This window comes from Micromonospora marincola (assembly GCF_056150385.1).
In genome coordinates this window covers 337,912-354,132 of the sequence record NZ_JAXCFT010000003.1, presented here as the reverse complement: position 1 = coordinate 354,132, position 16,221 = coordinate 337,912, and the positions used below count along the sequence as shown (strand labels likewise).

At 73.0% G+C, this 16,221-nt stretch carries 14 protein-coding genes; 5 read left to right on the top strand and 9 right to left on the bottom strand.

The window, feature by feature from the left end; genetic code table 11:
- Window positions 1–88: 88 nt before the first annotated feature.
- Window positions 89–1,531 (bottom strand): glycoside hydrolase family 10 protein, encoded by a 1,443-nt coding sequence (locus tag SM450_RS10000; protein ID WP_474619419.1) that lies wholly within the window; start codon window positions 1,529–1,531, stop codon window positions 89–91.
- A gap of 429 nt (window positions 1,532–1,960) precedes the next feature.
- On the opposite strand from SM450_RS10000, the gene SM450_RS09995 reads away from it, so the two are divergent.
- The 4 genes from SM450_RS09995 (at window position 1,961) to SM450_RS09980 (ending at window position 5,057) form a co-directional block, all read left to right on the top strand.
- Window positions 1,961–2,791, top strand: coding sequence for a S1 family peptidase (locus SM450_RS09995; protein WP_474619418.1), 831 nt, complete (start codon window positions 1,961–1,963; stop codon window positions 2,789–2,791).
- A gap of 77 nt (window positions 2,792–2,868) precedes the next feature.
- Complete coding sequence (locus SM450_RS09990; RefSeq protein WP_474619417.1) at window positions 2,869–3,174, top strand: DUF1330 domain-containing protein; 306 nt, start codon at window positions 2,869–2,871, stop codon at window positions 3,172–3,174.
- 176 nt (window positions 3,175–3,350) lie between these two features.
- On the top strand, window positions 3,351–4,103 hold the full coding sequence (locus tag SM450_RS09985; protein ID WP_474619416.1) for a dienelactone hydrolase family protein: 753 nt from the start codon (window positions 3,351–3,353) through the stop codon (window positions 4,101–4,103).
- A 144-nt stretch (window positions 4,104–4,247) separates the two neighbouring features.
- On the top strand, window positions 4,248–5,057 hold the full coding sequence (locus SM450_RS09980; RefSeq protein ID WP_474619415.1) for a DUF981 family protein: 810 nt from the start codon (window positions 4,248–4,250) through the stop codon (window positions 5,055–5,057).
- A 15-nt stretch (window positions 5,058–5,072) separates the two neighbouring features.
- On the opposite strand, the gene SM450_RS09975 is transcribed toward SM450_RS09980, so the two are convergent.
- Both SM450_RS09975 and SM450_RS09970 read right to left on the bottom strand, forming a co-directional pair.
- Entirely contained in the window at window positions 5,073–7,115 is a 2,043-nt protein-coding gene (locus SM450_RS09975) for an amylo-alpha-1,6-glucosidase (RefSeq protein WP_474619414.1), read from the bottom strand.
- Window positions 7,112–7,480 carry an SCP2 sterol-binding domain-containing protein gene (locus tag SM450_RS09970; RefSeq protein ID WP_474619413.1) on the bottom strand — a complete coding sequence of 123 codons (369 nt, stop codon included), beginning with the start codon at window positions 7,478–7,480 and terminating at the stop codon, window positions 7,112–7,114. Before SM450_RS09970 ends, SM450_RS09975 begins: the two co-directional genes overlap by 4 nt.
- Window positions 7,481–7,634: 154 nt before the next feature.
- Here SM450_RS09970 and SM450_RS09965 point away from each other — a divergent pair, with 154 nt between their 5' ends.
- Complete coding sequence (locus SM450_RS09965; RefSeq protein WP_474619412.1) at window positions 7,635–8,348, top strand: RraA family protein; 714 nt, start codon at window positions 7,635–7,637, stop codon at window positions 8,346–8,348.
- Between the two features lie 3 nt (window positions 8,349–8,351).
- Here SM450_RS09965 and SM450_RS09960 read toward each other — a convergent pair whose 3' ends face one another.
- The 6 genes from SM450_RS09960 to SM450_RS09935 all read right to left on the bottom strand — a co-directional run bounded on the left by SM450_RS09960 (window position 8,352) and on the right by SM450_RS09935 (window position 16,120).
- On the bottom strand, window positions 8,352–8,978 hold the full coding sequence (locus SM450_RS09960; RefSeq protein ID WP_474619411.1) for a response regulator transcription factor: 627 nt from the start codon (window positions 8,976–8,978) through the stop codon (window positions 8,352–8,354).
- A complete protein-coding gene (locus SM450_RS09955) occupies window positions 8,975–10,159 on the bottom strand; it encodes a sensor histidine kinase (protein ID WP_474619410.1) in 1,185 nt (394 codons plus the stop codon). The genes SM450_RS09960 and SM450_RS09955 overlap by 4 nt, the downstream gene beginning before the upstream one ends.
- Window positions 10,160–10,168: 9 nt before the next feature.
- Window positions 10,169–10,651 (bottom strand): ABA4-like family protein, encoded by a 483-nt coding sequence (locus tag SM450_RS09950; protein ID WP_474619409.1) that lies wholly within the window; start codon window positions 10,649–10,651, stop codon window positions 10,169–10,171.
- Entirely contained in the window at window positions 10,648–11,580 is a 933-nt protein-coding gene (locus SM450_RS09945; protein ID WP_474619408.1) for a hypothetical protein, read from the bottom strand. The genes SM450_RS09950 and SM450_RS09945 overlap by 4 nt, the downstream gene beginning before the upstream one ends.
- Window positions 11,581–11,684: 104 nt before the next feature.
- Window positions 11,685–12,872 (bottom strand): DNA polymerase IV, encoded by a 1,188-nt coding sequence (dinB, locus tag SM450_RS09940; RefSeq protein ID WP_474619407.1) that lies wholly within the window; start codon window positions 12,870–12,872, stop codon window positions 11,685–11,687.
- A gap of 62 nt (window positions 12,873–12,934) precedes the next feature.
- Entirely contained in the window at window positions 12,935–16,120 is a 3,186-nt protein-coding gene (locus tag SM450_RS09935) for a penicillin acylase family protein (protein ID WP_474619406.1), read from the bottom strand.
- Between the last annotated feature and the right edge of the window lie 101 nt (window positions 16,121–16,221).

The following is a 16,221-nucleotide window of genomic DNA, read 5'->3' as shown; positions in this document are numbered from 1 at the left end:
CCCCGCCGGGGCCGCGCCCGCATTCACGGAAAGAGTGGCTATCCGGCTCTGGATAGCCACTCTTTCCGTGAAACAGGGGCGAGGGGGATCAGCCGGCCGTGCAGGTTGCGGTGCCGGAGGGGGCGGTGCCGGTGCCCTGGAAGCCGAACTCGGTGCTGCCACCGGCGGCGACCTGGCGGTTGTAGTCGACGTTACGGAACGTCACCTGACCGGTGGAGCCGCTGGTCTGCGCGCTCCACGCGTTGGTGACCGACGAGCCGGAGGGCACCGTCAGCGACACCGACCATCCGTTGAGCGGGCTGCCGCCGGCGGTGACCCGCACGTTTGTGACGAAGCCGCCCGGCCACTGGTTGGTGGAGAGCGTCGCGGTGCAGGCGCCGGCCGGCGGGGGCGACGACGGCGGCTCGGAGGTGGGCGGCGTGGAGGTGGGGGGCGTGCTCGTCGGCGGCGTGCTCGTGGGCGGGGTGCTGGTCGGCGGCGTGGTGCCGCCGGCGTTCAGCGCGTTGAGCGTCGAGGTGTACGCCGCCTTCTTGTTGCCGCTGCCGTCGAAGAGCAGCGGCGTCCCGCTGGCCCGCCAGGAGTCGCTGTCGCGGATGCCCCAGACCGTGATGCCGTTGCAGCGCGCCACGGCCAGGCAGTCCTTGACCACGTTGCCGTACGCGGTGGCCTGGGAGCTGCCCGAGCCCTCGATGTCCAGCTCGGTGATCTGCACGTCGACGCCGAGGTCGGCGAAGCTCTGCAACGTGGTGCGGTAGTTGCCCGGGTACGGCGAGCCGCTGTTGAAGTGCGACTGGAAGCCGACGCAGTCGATCGGCACGCCCCGCGCCTTGAAGTCCTTGACCATGTTGTAGACGCCCTGCGTCTTGGCCCAGCTCCAGTTGTCGGTGTTGTAGTCGTTGTAGCAGAGCTTGGCGCCCGGGTCGGCGGCGCGTGCGGTGCGGAAGGCGACCTCGATCCAGTCGTTGCCGGTCCGCTGGAGGTTCGAGTCACGCCGGCCGCCGTTGCCGTCGTCGAACGCCTCGTTCACCACGTCCCAGGAGTAGATCTTGCCCTTGAAGTGGGTGGCGACCTGGGTGATGTGGTTGATCATGGCGTTGCGCAGCGCGCTGCCCGACATGTTCTGCGCCCAGCCCGGCTGCTGCTGGTGCCAGGCCAGCGCGTGACCACGGACCCGCATGCCGTTGGCCTGGGCGTGCGCGACGATCCGGTCGGAGCTGCTGTAGTTGAACTGGTTCTGGGACGGCTCGGTGGCGTCCCACTTCATCTCGTTCTCGGGCGTGACCATGTTGAACTCGCGGTTCAGGATGCCGACGTACGTGCCGTCCGACAGCTTGTTCGCGGCCACCGCGGTGCCGAAGTAGCGGCCCTGTTCCGCCGCCGACGCGCCGAGCGTCGTGCCGGCGCTGGCGCTTGTCGCGACCGCGACCGTCGCGGCGACCGCCGCGGCCCCGGCCAGCATCGATACCACCGCGGCACGCGGGCGCGACCGGGCTGCCCCGCTCCCGCTGTCGCGGGCGAGCACCTTGTCCATCTGAAAGCCTCTCCTAGCCTGGTGAATAGGATCGTCCACGTCGACCACCGCCCGTCACGGTGTCGGCTCGGCGCGACCGCCCGGAGGTCGCGCGGGGCGGGGAGACGACTCCCCGGCACCATGGGTTGATCGATGTGAATATCTGCCCCCGAGCCTACCGGAACCGTTCCGAAAACTTAACGCTCTCGATGTGCTGATTCCCCGCCGGGTATCGCCGGCCCGGGACGGCGAACGGGCCGGCTGGAGGCGGTCGGCGAGCGGTGCCCGGCCCGGTGCGCCGGGTCCGGAAGTTTCGGCGGCACCCGACCGGCGGCTCCGGCCGGCCCGGCCCACTGTCCGCGACCGGACGGTGCCCGGCGCTTGAACCCGGGGGGTCCGGGGGCGATCCTGTTCTTTCATCGACATTAAACGATGGAGGAGGTTCTCCCGATGCGCCGACCGTCGTTCGTCGTCCTCGTCCTCGCCGCCCTGCTCGCGGCCACCCCCGCCGCGGCCGGCGCCGCCCCGCGACCCGCGCCGCTCACCGAGCTGCGCACCGCCGGCACCGCCTGGGGGCACGACCCGGCCACCGGCCGCCTGACCGTCACCGTCGACGACACGGTACGCGGAACGGAGCTGGCCGCGCTGCGCCGGGCCGCCACCCGCTCCGGCGCGGTGCTGCGGCACGAACCGGGCCGGCTGCGCACGCTCATCGCCGGCGGCCAGGCGATCTACGGCGGCGGTGGACGATGCTCGCTCGGGGTCAACGCGCACAGCGGCAGCACCTGGTACTTCGTGACCGCCGGGCACTGCACGAACCTCGCCGCCACCTGGTACGCCGACAGCGCCCGCACCAGCGTGCTCGGCAGCCGCACCGGAAGCAGCTTCCCCGGCAACGACTACGGTGCGGTCCGCTACACCGGCACGGTGGCGCACCCCAGCGCGGTGTACACCTACCCGGGCCAGGTGACGATCTCCGGGGCCGGCAGCGCGTACGTCGGGCAGGCGGTCTGCCGCAGCGGCGCCACCACAGGCGTACGGTGCGGCGTGGTCACCGGGTTGAACCAGACCGTCAACTATGCCGAGGGCAGCGTCACCGGCCTGATCCGCACCAACATCTGCGCCGAGCCGGGGGACAGCGGCGGGCCGCTCTACGTGGCCGCGACCGGCACCGTCCTCGGGATCCTCTCCGGGGGCAGCGGCACCTGCGCCAGCGGCGGCACCAGCTACTACCAGCCGATCCTGAAGATCCTCGCCGCGTACGGCCTGAGCATCCCGTGACCCGCGCCGGGCCCGGCGGCGCCGCCGGGCCGGCCCGGGGACGGACGCGGCCACCGGCGGCTCGCTAGCCTGGCCCGGTGACCGTCTACGCCCTCGCGCAGCTCACCGTCCACGACCGGGCGCGCTATGACAGGTACGTCGCCGCCTTCCTGCCGGTGCTGGCCCGGCACGGCGGCCGGCTGCTCGCCGCCGACCCCGCCCCCCGGGTGGTCGAGGGCGACTGGCCGCACGACAAGGTGGTCCTGGTGTCCTTCGATCACCGGGAGGACTTCGAGCGCTGGTCCACCTCGCCGGAATACCGGGAGATCTCCCGGGACCGGGAGGCGGCGACCGAAGGGGTGGTCCTGCTGCTCGACGGCATCGGCCACGCCTGGCCGGCCTGACCGCCCACCCGGGCGGAGGGGATCGAGCTGGGCGACCGGGTGGACGTCCGGCTGACGGTGGACGTGTGACCGCCGACGCCGCGATGGCCCGGCTGCCGCCGGAAGGCCCGAGGTGCCGCCCGGCGCGGCCGGGAGTAGCGTGCGTCGCGGAAGCCCGCAGCGAGGAGGACCGGACAGTGCAGCCGACGATCGTGGACGTAGCCACCCCCGACGGGACGGCGGACGCCTACCTGGCCCGGCCGGACTCCGGCGGCCCGTTCCCGGGCGTCCTGCTGTTCATGGACGCCTTCGGGCTGCGGCCCCGGCTGGTCGAGATGGCCGCGACGATCGCCGACCGCGGGTACGTCGTGCTGGTGCCCAACCTGTTCCACCGTTCCGGCCCCACCCGACCGGTCGACATGTCCGCCCTGGCCGACGAGAGCCGGCGCGCCGAGCTGTTCGGGCGGGTCGGGCCGATGATGGCCGCGCTGACGCCGGACACGGTGGCCCGGGACACCGCCGCCTACCTCGACTTCCTGGCCGCCCAGCCGGACGTCGCGCCGGGCCCGGCGGCGATCACCGGCTACTGCATGGGCGGCACCAACGCGCTGCGGGCGATCGAGGCGCTTCCGGACCGGATCGCCGCGGTGGCCGCGTTCCACGCCGGCCACGTGGTCAGCGACGCGCCGGACAGCCCGCACCGGAGCGTCGGCGCGGTGACCGGCGAGCTCTACTTCGGCCACGCCGACCAGGACGGGTCGATGACCGCCGACCAGATCGCCGTGCTGGAGAAGGCGCTCGACGCCGCCGGCGTCACCTACCGCTCCGAGGTCTATGCGGGCGCCCGCCACGGCTACACCCAGGCGGACACCCCGATGTACGACGAGCGGGCCACCGAGCGGCACTGGGCCGCGCTGTTCGATCTGCTCGACCGCACGTTCCGGGGCTGAACCAGCAGGCCGCCGGGTGGGCGGCGCGATCGAGGAGTGAGCGTCGGCCGCCGCGGGCCACAACGCCGGGCGACCCGGAGTCCCGATCGGGGGATGCGAAGCGGTAACGGACTGGATCGCCCCGTCACTCCATACCCTCCACATGTGGGATATCTGACGAGGATCGCCTCCGGCGCGCTCGTGGGCCTGCACGTCGCGCGGAACTGGTGGGCGCTGCGGGAGCAGCCCCGTCCGGCGCCGCCGGCCCCGAGTCGCGAGGATCCGGATGGGCCCCGGCCTCCGCTTGTCTACACCGGACTCATGGCCCTCGCGGCGGGAACCGCGCTCGTGCTGGTGCCCATGCTCGGCAATGCTCTGTATCGGGGATCGGTGCGGACCCTGACCGGTTGGTCCCTGGCGTTCGCGTCGACCGGCTCGGTCCTCACCGCGCTCGGCCTGCACACGACCACGACCTGGCCCATCCGCCGACCTGCCACCGAGATGCGCAAGAACCCCATGTTCGGCGAGCCCGCGACCGGGTTCGGCGTGCTTCTGCTGTCCGCGGCGCTGTTTCTGTGGCGCGATGGCGATGAACTGCTCTCCAGGCCGGCGTCGGACCGGGTTGCCCACCTGTACGCCGTGAGCCGTCCGCCGGCCGTGCCGGTGTTCGGTCTCGGCCTCGGCCTGATCGCCATCACCGCGGCAGCCGTTCGGAATCGGCTGTTCACCACCGCGCCGGCCGAGGAGGCGATTTACGGCCCCAGGCCCACGCTCACCCAGGTCACATTCGCCGGCCTGTACGGTCTGACAGGTGTCGCGGCGACGCTCGGACCGCTCGGAGTGTGGCGGGGTGACCGGCGGATGCTGGCGGTCTCGGGTGGCCTCTGTGCCGCGTCCGGTGTCGGTTGGACGTTGGTCGGCGCGCTGTCCTACTACACCCACCTCGGTCTGTGGTCAGCGCGCGACTCTGGCTGAACCGCTACCGCTCTTTCATCTCTTGCGGCTGGTGTCGGGGCGTCCGAAGGCGTCCATCCGCCCCCACCGGCCGGGTATGTCGAGCAGCTCGATCCGGCCGATCTCAACGGGGATGGCCGGATCCGTGATCAGATGGTCACCGTGGGGTTCGAGGCCCAGGAGAGTGCGGATGAGGAGCATGGGCGTCGCGGCTGACCATGCTTGGGGGCTGCACGCGGTGGGGTATTCGACGGGGTGGACGGTCAGTTCGCGCTCGTAGCCGGCGAACGCTTCGGGCAGGCGGTGGTCGAAGAACGGTGCCGCGGCGATGATGCTGCGGGCGATGAGGCCGGCCTCCTCGCGGTAGCCGTAACGCCACAGGCCCCAGGCGATGAGCGAGTTGTCGAACGGCCACACGGTGCCGACGTGGTAGCCGACCGGGTTATAACGACCCTGGTTGGTGGCCAGGGTGCGGACACCCCAGCCGGAGAACAGGCGGGGGGAGACGAGGTGCCTGACGACCTGGTCGGCGCGGTCGTCGTCGACGATGCCGCTCCACAGCAGGTGTCCCACGTTCGAGGCGAGTGCGTCGACCTGGTTGCCGTCGCGGTCGAGGGCGAGGGCGTAGTACCCGCCGGCGGCCACCCAGAAGTCGCGATTGAAGCGGGCTTTGAGGTCGGCCGCCTCGCGTTCGAGCTGGTCGGCGTAGGCCGGGTCGTGCCAGATTTCGCGGGCGAGCCGCGCGGTGCGGATCTTCGCGTCGTAGGCGTAGCCCTGTTGTTCGCACGTGGCTCGAGGGGCGGCGGGGATCTTGCCGCTGGCGTCGGAGATGCCGTCCCATGAGTCCTTCCAGCAGTGGTTCTCCAGGCCGGTCTCGGGGTTGCGGGTCCGGTACCAGATGTAGCCCGTGCCGAGCAGGTCGGCGTAGGTGTCGATCCAGTGCATGGCCTGCCGGGCGTCGTGCTCCAACTCGCGGACCAGGCCGACGTCGCCGCTCCAGCGTTCGTACTCGTCGAGCAGGATGAGGAACAACGGTGTCGCGTCGGCCGCGCCGAAATACGAGGTGTGGGGCTGAGCCTCGAACGCGGCCAGTTCCCCGTACCGGACCTCGTGAACGATCTTCCCGGGTTCCTCGTCACGGAAATCGTCGAACTTCGCGCCCTGAGCGAGCGCCATCGCCCGTAGCGCCGTCGCGGTCATGTGCGGCAGGAACGGCAGGGTCTGGAGGCAGACAATGATGCTGTCCCGGCCGAACAGGGTCATGAACCAAGGCAACCCGGCGGCCGGAAGCGTCATCCCCTCGGTGATGAGCGGGGTGTACTGAAGCGCGGCCAGGTCCACCAGCCCCTGTCGGTACGTGCGGGTGAGCGCCTCGGAGTCACAGACGAGCGTCGGGGCCTGGTCGATCCACCGGTCGAGGTAGTCACGCGTGTCGGCCCTGACCTGGTGCGTGTGCTGCTGGATGCTGACCTCACCGGGCTGGCCCGATGGCGCCTCCACCAGGGTCTCCACCAGCACATGAGTGGACCATTGGCCCCGGGCCGGGATCTCGATCGCCCAGGCGATGCCGTGACGGTCCAGTTTCGCGGGTTCGCTGCTGGAGATGACCGTGGAGCGGCGGAAGTTCTCCCGCTGATAGGTCAGCCGCAGCTCTCCGTCCTGGACGTAGACCTCTGAGGTGCCGGGCTTGTAGATGGCCGCGTTCTTGATCTCGAACAGGTCGGCGAAGTCCGCGTCGACATCCAACTGGACGTGGAACTCCATCGCCTCTCCCGAGTGGTTGAGCACGGTGAGCTGCTCCTGGAAGGAACCGCCGATGACGCGGTGCCGGATGACGGACACCTTGGCGTCCACGTAGTGGGTGGGCTCGCCGGGCACGAGGTAGAAGCGGGACTCGTAATATTGCAGATCGTCGGTGGACAGGGCATGCATGCGCTGCCCATTGACGGTCAGCACCCAGGTGGAGACGAATCGGGTGTCAAAGGCGAACACCCCACTGGGCTGCGACGGCGAAGCGGTGATGTCGCCGTTGTCGTCGGAGACGACGAACGTGTTCCCGTGCAGGATTCTGACCGTCATGACTGGGGCCCCTGGTAGGGCTCGCGGGGGTCCCGGGAGGTCGGCGGTCCCGGGATGAGCTTGCGGAGAACCGCGAACAACCGCATGTCGCCGCTGACGGTGAGGTCGTTGCGGATCAGTGCCGCGAAGACACTGCCGTGGGTGCGGGCCAGGTGTTCGACCGCCGGGGCGGAAGCGCGGATGACGCAGTCGGCGTCCCGGCTGTCGCGAGAGACACCCACCACGCCGTGGCGGATCTCGAGATACCAGTGCTCGGTGTGCTTGTCGGCGGACAGGTCGACCCGGATGGTCGCGTCGGTGGTCGGAGGCAGTTGGCGATGTCGCCCCGAGAGGGCGTCGAAGAACGCCGCGGTCGCACTGGTCATGTTCTCCCCTCCTGCTGGACCCGGATCCAGGGTGGTCGGCGGGTGGGTGAACGTTCCTCACCCGTATCGGGTGATTAGCTGCGTGGGCCGCCAGCAGGCCACCGGGGCGCGACTGGCACCTGTCATCGCCGGCCCGGCTGGCTAGCGTCGGCCCATGGACACCGCGCACCGTACGCCGGCCGGCTTGTTCGCCGCACTCACCACCGCCCACGTCGCCGACGCCTGCCTGCGGGCCGGCGTCCCGGTGCGCTGCGCCCCGGCCGCCGTCCGGCCGGTGCTGGCCGGGCGGGCACCGGCCGGGCGGGTCCGGCCGGCCCGGCACGTCGGCAGCGTCGACGTGTTCCTGGAGGCCATCGACCGGGCGTCGCCGGGGGACGTGCTCGTGGTCGACGACGGCGGGCGCACCGACCGGGCCTGCGTCGGTGACCTGGTGGTGCGGGAGGCGCAGGCCGCGGGACTGGCCGGCCTGGTGGTGTGGGGCGCGCACCGGGACACCGCGGACCTGACGGCCGTCGGGCTGCCCGTGTTCAGCCTCGGCGCCACCCCGACCGGGCCGCTGGCGCTCGATCCGCGACCGGCGGGGGCGCTGGACTCGGCGCGTGTCGGACCGTGGACCGTCGACGCCGGTGACCTGGTCCTGGCCGACGACGACGGGGTGCTGTTCGTGCCCGGCGGGCGGGCCGCTGAGCTGGTCGAGCTGGCCGGGTCGATCCGGGACACCGAGCGGCGGCAGGCCGACCGGGTCGCCGCCGGCGAGTCGCTGCGGGCGCAGCTCGGGTTCGGCGACTACCTGGCTGCCCGTGCGGTGGAGCCGACGCTGACGTTCCGGGCGCACCTGCGCCGGGTGGGCGGCGCGATCGAGGAGTGAGCGTCAGCCGCCGCGGCCCCACAACGCCAGGCGGACCCGGTTGGGGCTGCCGGTCTTGGCCATCAGGCTGGTGATGTGGGTCTTCACGGTGGTCACGCCGATGTGCAGCCGGTCGCCGATCTCGGTGTTGGACAGGCCCTCGGCGACCAGGTCCAGCACGTCCCGCTCGCGGGCGGTCAGGTCGGCCGCCCGCCGGGGCGCGCCGGCCCGGGCATGCACCGCCCGTCGGACCAGCCGGCGCAGCACCTCCGGGCTGAACGGGCTGTCCCCGGTGGCGGCCCGCCGGACGCCGTCGAGCAGCTCGGCCGGCGGCGCGTCCTTGAGCAGGAACCCGCAGGCGCCCGCGGTCAGGGCCGGATAGAGGTGGTCGTCGTCGCCGAACGTGGTGAGCACCATGATCCGGGTGGCCGGCCGGTCGGCGAGGATCCGGCTGGTCGCGGTGATCCCGTCCACCCCGGGCATCCGCAGGTCCATCACCACCACGTCCGGCCGCAGCCGGGCGGCCAGGGCGACCGCGTCGCGGCCGTTGTCGGCCTCGCCGACGACCTCCAGGTCGGGTTGGGCGTCGCAGAGCATCCGTAGCCCGGCCCGGATGAGGTGCTGGTCGTCGACAAGCAGCACGCGGATCATGTCGGCTCCGGCGCGTTCCCCGCCGGCAGCACCGTGCGCACCCGCCAACCGTCGCCGGTCGGCCCGGCCTCCAGCCGGCCACCGAGCACCTCGACCCGCTCCCGCATCCCGACGATGCCGTGCCCACCGCCGGCGGGCACCACGGCCGGCGCCGCGCCCCGCCCGTCGTCGACGACCGCCCAGTGCACCGCGCCGTCCACCACGGACACGGTAAGCCGGGCCCGGGCCGCCGCGCCCGCGTGTTTCGCCACGTTCGTCAACGCCTCCTGAGTCAGCCGCAGCACCGCCTGACCGCGTACCGCGTCGAGCGTGCCGACCGCCGGGTCCACGTCGGCCTCCACGGTGATCCCCGCCTGCCGGGCCCGGTCCACAGTCGCGCCGAGCGCCGCCGGCAGCGCCGCCGGCTCGATCGCGGTCAGCGCGGCATCGCCGCGTACGCCGTCCGGCTGGCGGAGCACCGCGACCAGCCGGCGCAGGTCGGTGAGCGCCGCCGTGCCGGTGCCGTGCACGTCGTCGAAGACCTCGCCGACCCGGGGATCGAGGTCGGGCAGCACGTGCCGGGCCACCCCGACCCGCAGCACCATCGACGCGACGTGGTGGGCGAGCACGTCGTGCAACTCGCGGGCGATGGCGCTGCGCTCGTCGGCGCGTGCGGCCCGGCTCTCCGACTCGCGCCGCCGCTGCTCCGCCACCGCCCGTTCCTCGGCCTGCCGACCCAGCTCGCGGGTGGTCCGGACGACCAGGCCGAGCAGCAGCGGCAGGCCGACGGTGACGGCCAGCCCGAACACGCCGGCGAGCGCCTGCCGGACCGGGTCGCGGACCAGGTCGCTCACGTCGATCGCGGCCAGCAGCCCGGCCGCCAGCCAGAACGTCCGGGGCCGGCTGGCCCGTATGGTCAGCTCCAGCAGCGCCCAGCTCGCGCCGACCTGGTTGATCAGTGAGTCGTCGACGAGCGACAGGGACGCCACCAGCAGGGCGCACTGGAGGAGCAGGTTCAGCAGCGGCCGGCGGTGGCAGAGCAACGCCACCGCGAACGCGGCGAGCGCGAGCGCCCACTGCGTCGCCGTCGGCCCGGGCCGGCCGTGCGCGCCGACGACCAGGTAGCCGACGCCGCTGACATTCAGCAGCAGCATCCGCGCGAGCGTGTCCCGCGCGTCGAACAGCCGCCCCACCCAGCTCACCGCGCCAGCCTAGGCAACCGGCGCGGCCGGGGCCACCGCGCCGGTCCCACCGTCCCGCCGGGTCCTGCCGCCCGCCGTCCGCCGCCACCCGGCCCGGAGCCCGAGGTGGACGGCCAGGCCGAGCGGACCCAGCAGGATGGTGAGCGCCAGCACCGGCGCGGTGAGCGGGGCCGGGATGCCCCGTTCCCGGGCGTCGGACCAGATCCACCGCCCGACGAACAGGTCGAAGCCGATCATGTGGGCCCAGGCCGCCGCCGCGCCGTCGGCCGTCCCGAGCAGGTCCCGCAGGCCGTCGAGCGTGGGCGCGGTGACCACCGGCAGCACCGCGCCGAGCGCCGGCAGCACCAGAATCGCGTAGACAACCAGGACCGGCGCCACGATAAGCGGCGAGCCGACCACCCGCGCGGTCCACGACCAGCGGGTAGCCAGGATCATCAGCGCCCAGAACGGGGCGGCGAGGGCGAACGTCAGGCCGAACAGCGTGCCGCTCATCCGACAAGCACCACCGGGGTACGCCGGGACCGGCGGGCCAGGACCAGCCCGGTGGCCGCCGCGGTGGCGAGCACGAGCGCCGCCGCCACGGCCAGGGTGAGCCCGTCCGGGCGGGACAGCGGCTGCCCGCGCAGCGCCTGCCAGGTGAGCAGCAGCGTGAGCGCGGCGTACGCGACGCCGCCGACGAGCACCAGCCGGGCCCGGGTCAGCTCGTCCAGCCGGGCGCCGAGGAGCCGGTCGAGCAGGATCGCCAGCAGTGGCAGCGCCTGCAACGCGTGCAGCCCGACGAAGTGCCCGACTCGCAGGTCACCGCCGGTGGTGCTCCACCCGACCAGCGGCAGCCCCGGACCGCCGTCCGGCACGCCGACGCTGTGCGCCCCGCTGACCCCGGCCGGCGCGCCGGCCGGGCGCTGCGCCACCATCAGGACGGCGACGAGCATGCCGAGCAGCGACACCCCGAGGCCGAGCCGGACCGCGTACCCGCCGGCCCGGTCCGGCGTGGGCCGGCGCATCAGCACGACGGCGAGCACGACCTGGGCCAGGAAGAGCACCAGGATCGCCGCGCCCATCACGTCGAACAGCGCCGCGTTCAGCCCGGTGGTGCCGTTGAAGTGGCTTGTGGTGCCACGGACCACCTGGACGACGATGACGGCGATCTCCACCACCGCCACGCCCACGATCACGGTGGCCGCCCGTTCGGCGAGCCGGCTGCGCCTCGGCAGCAGGGAGAGCATCCAGGCGAGGGTGACGGCATAGATCACGAACGAGATCGCGAACTTCAACGGCTTGAGCCAGGCGGGCGCGCCGGTGAGCACCCGGGGATCGGCGACCACGCCGACCGCGGCGACGACGGTGAGCACCGCCATCGCGGCCACGAGGAGCATCAGGGGGCGGTGCCATCCGGCCGCCCGGTTCCACACGGTAGTCATGCCTGTAGATGCTCGTGACCGGCCGGGCCGTCCGCGCCCGACCGGGAGCCGCGGTCGCGGCCACCGGTCCGACAGCCGTCTCCTACCCCGGGAGGAGGAGACGCTCAGTCGGGCAGCCGGGGCATCTCGACGCCGGGGTCGCGGCCGAGCAGCACGCCACGGGTCAGCGCCCGCGACCCGAAACGGTCCCGCACGGCGTCGACGGCGGCGTCGAGCGCCGGCCCCGGCTCGGCGGTGAACGGCAGGGTGAGCTGCGTGTGCGCGCCGGCCAGGTTGCCCACCGAGACGCCGAGCAGGGTGACGCCACGCAGCTCGATCTGCGGCAGCGCGGCGCGCAGCAGCATCCGGGCGGCGGCCCGCAGTGGGGCGGTCTGCGCGGTCGGCTTGTCGAGCGTGTGCGAACGGGTGGCCCGGGTGTAGTCGGCGAAGCGCAGCCGCAGCGTCACCGTGCGGCCGGTGCGCCCGGCGTCGCGCATCCGCCCGGTGACGCGGTCGACCAACCCGGCCAGCACCGCGTCCAGCTCGGCGGGGGAGTGCGGCTCGCGGCCCAGCGCGTGCTGCGCGCCCATCGAGGACCGGCGGCGACCGACCCGCACCGCGCGCGGGTCGTGGTTGTGCGCGAGGGCGTGCAGGTGCCGCCCGGCGCCGCCGCCGAGCAGCGACACCAGGGCCGGCTCGTCGAGGCGGGCCACCTGGCCGACGGTACGCAGACCGCGTTCGCGCAGCCTGGCGGCGGTGACCGGGCCGACGCCCCACAGCCGCTCCACCGGCAGCGGGTGCAGGAACGCCAGCTCCCGGCCCGGCTCGACGACGAGCAGCCCGTCCGGCTTGGCCACGCCGCTTGCCACCTTGGCGAGGAACTTCGTGCGGGCCACGCCGACCGTGATCGGCAGGCCGACCTGCCGGCGGACCCGGTCGCGCAGCTCGGCCGCGATGTCGGCCGGTGGCCCGACCAGTCGCCGCAGCCCGCCCACGTCGAGGAACGCCTCGTCGATACTGAGGCCCTCGACGAGCGGGGTGGTGTGCCGGAAGATCTCGAAGACCGCCCGGCTGGCGGTCGTGTACGCGGCCATCCGGGGCGGCACCACGACCGCGTCCGGGCAGAGCCGTCGCGCCTGCCGGCCGCCCATGGCGCTGCGCACGCCCCGGGCCTTCGCCTCGTAGCTGCACGCGAGCACCACGCCGCCGCCGACGATCACCGGCCGGCCGCGCAGCCGGGGGTCGTCGCGTTGCTCGACCGAGGCGTAGAACGCGTCCAGGTCGGCATGCAGGATGGTGGCCTCGCCCGACACCCGCCCATCTTCGCACACATGTTCGACCGATGCGGGTTGACCTGCCCGGCCGGCCGTCGGTGTCACCGCCCGTACAGCTCGAACTCGTAGAGCGAGAAGCCGTACGAGGTGGCCCGCTTGACCCCGTACACCCGCACGTAGCGGGCGCTGACCGGGGCGAAGGTGGCGTTGTCGACGCCGCCGTTGCCGGTGGTGGTGGCGAACACGGGCGTCCAGGAGTTGCCGTCGGTGGAGACCTCGATCCGGTACGAGGTGGCGTACCCGGCCTCCCACCGCAGCACCGCCCGGCCCACGGTGCGGGCCGCGCCGAGGTCGACCCGCAGCCACTGGTTGTCGTTGTAGCTGCTGGCCCAGCGGCTGGATAGGCTGCCGTCGACCGCCTTGTCCGGGGTGTAGCTGGTCAGGAACTGGGTGCTCGACGCGCTCGCCGGGCGGCCCTGGGCCAGGTTGGTGACGTCGTCGCCCCGGCGGGCCGGGAACGAGACGACCTGCTGGTAGGTGGGGCGGTTCTGCCAGGCGATCAGCGGGTGGGTGATGCCGCCGAGCCCGGACTGGGCGATCGAGTCGGCGCACCACTGGTCGCCGGCGGAGCAGGACTTGTCGCCCGGGTAGACCGTGGTGGCCGGCGCGGCGGCGGCTTGGCCGAGCGCGCCGAGCAACGCCTGCCGGCAGGCGCCGAGGTCGCCGTTGCCGCAGTACGCGCGCCCGAGCCCGCCGGCCACCGGGTCGCCGAGCACGGTGCGCACGTCCTTGTCGACGTAGCCCCACCAGCCGTACTGGAACGACGAGCCCTTGTGCGCCTGGCCCTGGAGAGCCCAACTGACCGCGCCGTCACGCCCGCCGTTCTGCCCGCCCGACGGCGCCTCGTTCACCTCGATGGCGTCGACGAGCGCGGCGTAGAGGTCGGGGCCGAGCCCGGGGCGGAACTCCGCCGAGGCCAGCAGCGGCCACCAGGCGTCGAAGATCCGGATGGCGTCGGCGTGCTGGTAGACCTTGGAACCGGGGGAGGTCTCCACCCGCCGGGTGCCGGCCTGCTGCCAGGCCCGCAGCTTGGTGACCGCGTCGGCGAGCGCCGGGTCGGTGACCGGCGCGCTGTCCAGCACCCGCAGCAGGTCGCCGAGGACCTGCTGGCCGCGCAGGTCGGTCACGGCGGCGTCGGCCATGATCTTGACGACGTCGGCCCGGCCCAGCTTGCGCTGGGCGATCGCCGCGCGCACCGGCCCGTCGAGCAACTGACCACGGTGTACGGAGCCGAAGCTGAAGTTGCCGTCGGCCGCCCCGAAGTCCCGCGCCTGCTTGTTGTTCCAACTGACGTAGTAGTCCTGGTTGACCGACTGCGGGTGGGCCGACGCCGGGGTGTAGGTGGCGTCGTTGGTGTCCGGGTTCCAGCCGGCCCACTCGTACGCCGGCTCGGCCTTCGTGGGCAGGTTCGGGTCGGCGGTGGACGGCCGGACCGGGTTCGATCCGGAGTTGAAGTACGCCGCCTCGGTCGAGTTGACGTAGAACCAGTTGAACGCGTATCCGACGCTTGCCGCGGACGCCTGGAACGCCGCCGCGCTGCCCATCGCCGCCGGGTCGTTGTACGCCTGGAAGCCGATCGCCGAGTCGGCCTCGTGCCGGTAGGTGGACCGCAGCTTGGTGAACGCGGTCGGCTGCCCGTTCACCAGCCCCCGGTAGGCGACCAGGCCGTACTTGGTGCGCAGGGCGCGCAGCGTGTACGAGCCGGCCGGGGTGGAGTCGGCGAGCGTCGGCGACCAGGAGTTGCGCTGTTCCAGGGCCTCCATCGCGAGGCACTGGCCGTGGTAGAGGTAGCGGTTGCTGCTCAGCGTCGGCGCGCTGCCGTCGGTGGTGCACAGTGGCACCGCGTACGTGTCGGTCAGGTCCTGGGCGGACGAGGTGGCGCTCCACGCGTAGTCCTGGCCGCGGCCGAGCAGCACGTAGAGGTTGAGCCCGGAGAACGCGGCGCCGCGCGCGCTGATCCCCGGCCCCTGCAACTCCTGGAGCATGAGCAGTTGCGGGGCGAAGTAGCCGGTCTGCGGGCCGAACACGGCGACCGGGTTGCCGGTGGTGGTGTGCCGGCCGGAGACCACCACAGCGTTGGACATGCCGTGGGCGCGCAGGTTGGACAGGCCGCCGAGCAGGTCCTTGGTGGCGGTGCTGGCGCCGGTGCGGGCGGTGGCCCCGCCGCGCTTGTCGTAGGCGAGCGGCTCGGCGGTCACCGTGCCGGCGTCGGGGAGCACCGCGCTCGTCGCGCCGGGCGGCGTCGCGCCGTACGGGAAGCTCTGCCCGTCGTGCAGGGTGAGCACGGTCTCCGGGTCGTTCTGCGAGCGGAACGCCGCCCACACCCGGTCGCCTTCGGTGGCGCCGTACTTGGCTCGGGCGGCCACCCGGACCAGCGCGGACTGTATCTCGCTGCCACCGCCGCCGCCGAACAGGCCGCCGATCACGCCGGCGGTGGCGATCAGGTCGGTCATGGTGAAGTGCTTCGGCTTGCCGGCGCCGGCGAGCACGTACTCGCCGGGGTAGTTGTCGTCGGCGATGGACTTGTCGATGTAGGCGTTGATGCCGGCGATGTAGTCGACGACGTCGGTGTAGAGCTGCTGGCCCCGGGTGCCCTTGGTGCGCAGCGCGTCCACCTGGGCCTGGAGGTCCGCCTCGGTGTAGGGCGAGTTGGCCCAGACGCTCTGCTCCAGCTCCCGGTTGCCGGGGGCGCCGCCGGCGAACGAGGTGACGTTGCCGCGGCCGACGTGCCGCAGCAGGTCCATCACCCAGAGGCGGTCCTGCGCCCCGGCGTAGCCGGCGCCGAACATGGTGCCGCCGCGGGTGGTGCCGGTGACGTGCGGGACGCCGGTGGCCTTGTCCCGCACGATGGTGACGTCCGAGCGGGGCGAGATGGTGCTCTCGACCTGCGCGGCGGGGACGCCGAAGGAGGAGTCGTTGTAGAAGCTGGCGATCTGCTCGTCGGTCAGCCCGGCGTAGTTGTAGACCAGGTTCGCGTACTCGTCGAGCTGGTCGCTTGAGTGCGCCGGGCGGGTGCCGAGCGTCTGGTGGGCCAGGATGGCGACGAGCGTGGCGTTGCCGTTCTCGCCCGGGGGCAGGATGTCGGCGCACTGGCCGAGGCAGTAGTCGTTGGCGGCGAACGTGCTGGCCGCGAGCGCCGGGGACGGCGGGGTGACGGTCAGGACGCTCGCGGTCAGGGCGGCGGCGGTGAGTGCCGCGAGCCGGGCGCGGAGTGGGGGACGGGGCATGGCGATCCTCCGGGGACGCGGAGTCGGGCCTTCGGTGCGCCCGGCTGCCGTGCCGACGTCTCGCCCTCCGCGCCCGGGCGTTCCACCCGGAGGTGAGAATG